The 4801-nt window shown below is 62.2% G+C and carries 7 protein-coding genes; all 7 read right to left on the reverse strand.

What is annotated here, in order from left to right:
- Positions 1 to 112: 112 nt before the first annotated feature.
- Positions 113 to 1516 carry an amino acid permease gene (locus EOA75_RS28770; protein WP_067327764.1) on the reverse strand — a complete coding sequence of 468 codons (1404 nt, stop codon included), beginning with the start codon at positions 1514 to 1516 and terminating at the stop codon, positions 113 to 115.
- 14 nt (positions 1517 to 1530) lie between these two features.
- Positions 1531 to 1692, reverse strand: coding sequence for a hypothetical protein (locus EOA75_RS28775; RefSeq protein ID WP_082953998.1), 162 nt, complete (start codon positions 1690 to 1692; stop codon positions 1531 to 1533).
- A 15-nt stretch (positions 1693 to 1707) separates the two neighbouring features.
- The gene (locus EOA75_RS28780) at positions 1708 to 2085 is read right to left on the reverse strand and encodes a hypothetical protein (protein WP_067327765.1); all 378 of its coding nucleotides are present in this window, start codon (positions 2083 to 2085) and stop codon (positions 1708 to 1710) included.
- An 11-nt stretch (positions 2086 to 2096) separates the two neighbouring features.
- Positions 2097 to 2384, reverse strand: a complete 288-nt coding sequence (locus EOA75_RS28785) for a hypothetical protein (RefSeq protein WP_066988933.1) — start codon at positions 2382 to 2384, stop codon at positions 2097 to 2099.
- Between the two features lie 300 nt (positions 2385 to 2684).
- A complete protein-coding gene (locus tag EOA75_RS28790) occupies positions 2685 to 3416 on the reverse strand; it encodes a helix-turn-helix domain-containing protein (protein WP_067327766.1) in 732 nt (243 codons plus the stop codon).
- 187 nt (positions 3417 to 3603) lie between these two features.
- Positions 3604 to 4389 carry a glucose 1-dehydrogenase gene (locus EOA75_RS28795; protein WP_067327767.1) on the reverse strand — a complete coding sequence of 262 codons (786 nt, stop codon included), beginning with the start codon at positions 4387 to 4389 and terminating at the stop codon, positions 3604 to 3606.
- Positions 4390 to 4401: 12 nt separating this feature from the next.
- Positions 4402 to 4801 (reverse strand): SDR family oxidoreductase (locus EOA75_RS28800; protein WP_127325748.1); only part of this gene is annotated, 400 nt, incomplete at its 5' end.

Below are 4801 nucleotides of genomic sequence, written 5' to 3' on the forward strand. Positions count from 1 at the left end.
AGGCAAGGTGAAGGACGACCGCAAATACGATCGCCCCGGCAAACAAGACTGACGTCAACTCAGACATCTCGATACGCCAAGACCCGCCGCCAAGCGGCGGGTCTTTTTCCGTTCAATAGCCCTGCGGCTTCGGCCAGGGCATGGTGAACTGGTCGCCGCGGCGCACGAACTTGTAGCGGTAGAAGTGGAACCACAGCGAGATCAGGAAGTAGAAGGCGATCATCGCGATCAGCTGCGAGCCGAAGCCGAGGAAGATGGCGAAGAAGGTCACCACGCACAGGCAGAACAGCACGATCGCCGGCAGCGGATGGAAGGGATGCGTGTAGCCACGGCGGATCGAGCCGAGCGGCCACTTCTTGCGGAACATCATGATGTTGATGCTCATGAAGGTGTATTGCAGCACGCCCGACAGGATCGAGAAGGTGATCGCCTGGTTGAGATCGGCGATGAAGGCGAAGGCCAGCGCGATCGGCAGCAGGAACAGGATCGACCGATAGGGCGTGCGATACTTCGGATGCACCGCCGAGAACCAGCTCGGCAGGTAGCGGTCGCGGCCGAGCGAGAACCAGGCGCGGGCGGCGTCATTGATGCAGCCATTGGCCGAGGCAAGGGCTGCAAGCAGCGTCGCGATGAAGAGCAGGTTCTCGAGCAGCGGGCTGCCGGTCAGCTTGCCGGCGTCCCAGAGCGGATAATAGGTGATGCCGAGATATTCCCACGGCATCAGCGAGGCGCAGACATACCAGGTCATGGCGGCGGCGATCAGAAGCGTGATCATGCCGGCCATCGTGCCATAGGGCAGGGAACGCGCCGGCGAGCGCACTTCCTCGGCCGCTTGCGTGGTGCCCTCGATGCCGAGATAGTACCAGATTCCGAACTGGAAGGCGGCGATCACGCCGATCCAGCCATAGGGCAGCGCGTTGCCGGGAGTGACCAGTTCGTTGAGCTTCAGCACCGCCCCTTGCGTCCATGGACTGACCGAAAAGAACAGGATGACGATCGAGATATAGGCGATCGCCGTGATGACGAAGTTGACGTTGAGCGTCATCAGCACGCCGCGATAGTTGAGCCATGCCAGCACGACGATGGTGGCGGCGATGAAGGAATTGTGGGTCAATCCCTCGACACCTGCTTTGGCAACGATGGTGTCGCCGAGCAGGATCGCATCCGAGACTTCGAGCATCGTGTAGGCAAAGACCAGGAACAGCGCGACGTTGAAAGCCATCAGTGGCCCGACGATGTGCTTGGCCTGCGCGTACTGGCCGCCGGCGGCGGCGACCGTCGACGTCACTTCCGAATCGATCATGGCGACCGAGGTGTAGAGCAGTCCGACGATCCAGCAGACGATCAGCGCGGCGAGCGCGCCGCCCTTGTCGGCGGCAAAATTCCAGCCGGTGAACTCGCCGACCAGCACGATGCCGACGCCGAGCGCCCAGACATGGGCGGGGCCGAGCACGCGTAGCAGCGAGACCCGGTCGCCGTGGACCACCGTTTCTCTCGTTTCAACCGCGACTGTCATTGGTGAGGCTCCACTCAGATCCGGTGCTTTTCGGAGACGGCTTCAAGCTCGCCTTCGCGCGAGGAGGTCAGCGTCTCCTCGGAATAGGTCGTGTCGACCTTGAACCAGTCGTAGAGCATCCACAGCGCGAGCAGGATCGAGATGCCCCAACATGCGTAAGAGACTGTCATCCACATGATCGTGTTCCCGGGTTACTTGCCGTCGAACTTCTCGTTGATCACCTCGCGATATTCGCGATCGGAGGCGCGGAACAGGAAGACGAAATAGGCGATCAGCACCACCGCCATGATGATCAGCGTCGGCCAGTCGATGATGTAGTGGAAGCGGTTCTGGATGATGTCGTGGGCGGTCTCCGGCGTGTAGCCGAGCTTTTCCCAGATCGAGGCCATGGTCGCGTTCTGGCCGAGCGCTTCCCAGGTCTTGGCGTCGAGCACGTCGATCGATTTCGCAGCACCCGCGAGGCCGAGTTTCAGCGGCAACCAAAGCGCCACGAAAATGGCGACGACGACGACGGCGATGTCGAAGACCTGACCGGCCTTGCTCTGCTCCGGCGGAATGTAGCGGGACATGCTTTTTCCCTTCAGGACTGGCGGTTGCGGAACGCATCGGCGTTCTTGATGTCGAGGCCGTAGATGAAATCCTTGTCTTCCTTGTAGTGGTTGAGCATCGCCAGGATGGCGGCGGTGTTGAAGATCAGCACCGCGGCCGCGGCGATCACCACCACGAGCTTGATCCCGCTGTCGGGGATGTAGGCCCAGGTCATCAAGAGGACGAAGAGGATCGTCGCCCAAAGGCAGACGATCAGGAGCACGGATCCGCGCACGTCGGAACGGTACAGCGCTTCGATGCGCTGCTTAAGGTCGGACATCGGTTTTTCCCCTTTTCTCGACGTCCGGCCCCGCAATCGACCGGGCGTCCACTCTTTCAACAGAGTGAAATTTTTTTCATAAGTTCTGCCCGAACCGCGAAGTTGTCAAGCCAGTTTTCCGTTCGGTAAACGGTTTGGGGGTCCGCCGCAGGATTGCCTGTGGATAAAACTATTTGCCTGCAGGAAAATTACCGCGGACGGCACAACGCCGGCACGAGCTGGTGGAAATGCCACGGAAATGCTTCGCGAGGTCGGACCTTCGACGAATGCGTCACCGAACGATGTCCGGGTTCGGGTTGGTCAGGTCGTGCTGTTCTGCGGATAGCAGATGATGGAGAGATAGCGCATCGGCAGCTGTGTCAGTTCTTCCGGCCCATGCGGCGCATCGGCGTCGAAGAACAGGCTGTCGCCCGGCTTCATCGGATAGAGATTGCTGCCGTGCCGGTATACGACCTCGCCCTCGAGCATATAGAGGAACTCCATACCCGCATGCTGGAAGGTCGGGAACACGTCGGAGTCCTCGGTCAGCGTGATCAGATAGGGCTCCACCACCACGCCGCTGGTGTTGGCGCCGATATGGCCGAGCAGATTGTACTGGTGGCCGGCGCGTGTGCCGCGCCGCTCGACGTCGACGCCTTCGCCGGCCTTGACGAAGACGGCGGCGCGCTCTTCCTCGAAGCGGCGGAAGAAGGCGGTGACCGGCACGCCGAGCGCCCGCGACAGCGCCTGCAGCGTGGTTAGCGACGGCGAGGTGATGCCGTTCTCGATCTTCGACAGCATGCCCAACGAAATGTCGGTGGCGGCCGCGAGATCGGCGACGGTGATGCCCAGCTTCTTGCGGAAGGCGCGCACCTCATGGCCGATCGCCACCTCCAGCACTTTCTCGCGCGTGTCGCGGACGGCGTGCGGATTCTGCGTCAGCGGCGCGCGGATGGTTCGCACGGTTCGCCCGTCCGCCGAGACGCTCTTCGGCAACGGCTTGGCTTGGGCGCTAGCGCTGGAAGGCTTGGTGTCGGTCGTCTTCTTTGCCATGGCGCCCTCAACTTTCCGCCGATTTATTTCACTCGAGGTGAACATATTCGGTGGCGATACAGGAGCGCAATCACGGCGGCAAGCCGTCTTATGTCGCAGAACCTGCGATGAAATCGGCTGTCGCGACCCGGCTGCCTGGGTCGCAGTGAGGCTGGCGCCGCGGTCACTCAACGCATCGCAGGCCTTCTCACGACATGATCAGGCCGCCGTCGACATTGATGGTCTGTCCAGTGATGTAGGCCGCGTCATCGCTGGCGAGAAAGCTGACGAGGCCTGAGACGTCTTCGCCGCTGCCGGCGCGGCCCATCGGGATGTTCTTCACCCATTCCGCCATCAGCTCGCCCGGCTTGTAGTCGCCGAGCAGCTTGCCCCATGCGGTGTCGTTATAGGCCCACATGTCGGTGTCGATGATGCCGGGGCAGATGGCGTTGACGGTGATCTTTTCCTTGGCCACTTCCTTGGCCAGGCTCTGCGTGATGCCGACAACCCCGAACTTCGACGCGGCGTAATGCGGCGTGTAGATGAAACCCTGCCGCGCCTGGCCGGACGCGGTATTGATCAGCCGGCCGCCTTGGCCGTGCTTGCGCATGCGCGCGATCGCTTCCTGGCAGCACAGGAACACGCCTTTCGTGTTCACCGCCATCACCTTGTCCCACTCGGATTCCGTCATCGCCTCGATTTTGGCGATGGTGATGACGCCGGCGTTCTGCACCGAAATGTCGACCCGACCGAATTCATTCTCCGCGAGATCGTAAAGCGCTTCGACCTCGTCCTTCTTCGTCACGTCCATGCGCATCGAGGCGACCTTCGCGCCCGCAGCCTTCAGGCCGGCGGCGACCTCGTCGACGCGCGGATCAATGGCGCTGATCACGACCGCCGCACCTTCCGCCGCGAAACGCCTCGCCATGGCCGCACCGATGCCGCCGCTGGCGCCTGTGACGATTGCCGTCTTTCCTTCGAAACGCTTCTGCACTTTTTCTTTCTCCTACCAGCAGACGAAGCCGCCATCGACGATGAGGTCGATGCCGGTGACGAAGCTCGCGGCCCGGCTCGCCAGGAACACGGTCGGCCCGACCATTTCCTCAGGCCTCGCCATGCGGCCCATCGGCGTGTCGCGCTCGAAGATCTTGACCTGCTCGGCGACCTCCGGCCGCATGTTCATCGGCGTCAGCGTGTAGCCGGGGCTCACCACATTGACGCGCAGGCCGCGATCGGCCCACTCCATGGCGAGGCTCTTCGACATGTGGATCACCGCCGCCTTGGACGAATTATAGTGCGCCTGCGTCAGGCCGCGGTTGACGATCGAGCCGGACATCGAGGCGATGTTGATGATAGAGCCTTTGCGGCGGGGCAGCATGACGCGCGCCTCGGCCTGGCAGGACAGG

The sequence above is a fragment of the Mesorhizobium sp. M1A.F.Ca.IN.022.07.1.1 genome (assembly GCF_003997575.1).
In the GTDB taxonomy this organism is placed as follows: domain Bacteria; phylum Pseudomonadota; class Alphaproteobacteria; order Rhizobiales; family Rhizobiaceae; genus Mesorhizobium.